The sequence below is a fragment of the Bartonella sp. CM120XJJH genome (assembly GCF_042194715.1).
GTDB lineage: Bacteria > Pseudomonadota > Alphaproteobacteria > Rhizobiales > Rhizobiaceae > Bartonella.
In genome coordinates, this window is sequence record NZ_JBHINE010000148.1 from 291 (window position 1) to 560 (window position 270).

The window sequence follows — 270 nt, forward strand, 5'->3', positions numbered from 1 at the left end:
CATGAGTTTAGGGTTTTGCATACACTGGGGCATTCCCTTGGTCATGTTATTTATTTCAATGAGAAAGAGCGCTTAGCCTTCTTGGGTGTTGTTCTCTTTCGTGGTTCTATTGGACGTACGGACTTCCCCTTCTGTTCTTATGAAAAATTGATGAAATCCCTTCGAGAAAAAGTTTTACCCTTAGGCGATGATGTTTGTTTTATCTGTGGGCATGATCCCAAAAGTAGTATAGGCTATGAGCACCAAAATAATCCTTTTCTTCAAGATTTT

1 protein-coding gene is annotated in these 270 nt (G+C 39.3%); it reads left to right on the top strand.

What is annotated here, in order from left to right; translation table 11 throughout:
• Positions 1-270, top strand: a 270-nt coding sequence (locus tag ACFIKU_RS10270; RefSeq protein WP_375657448.1) for an MBL fold metallo-hydrolase, incomplete at both ends; no start/stop codon positions are given.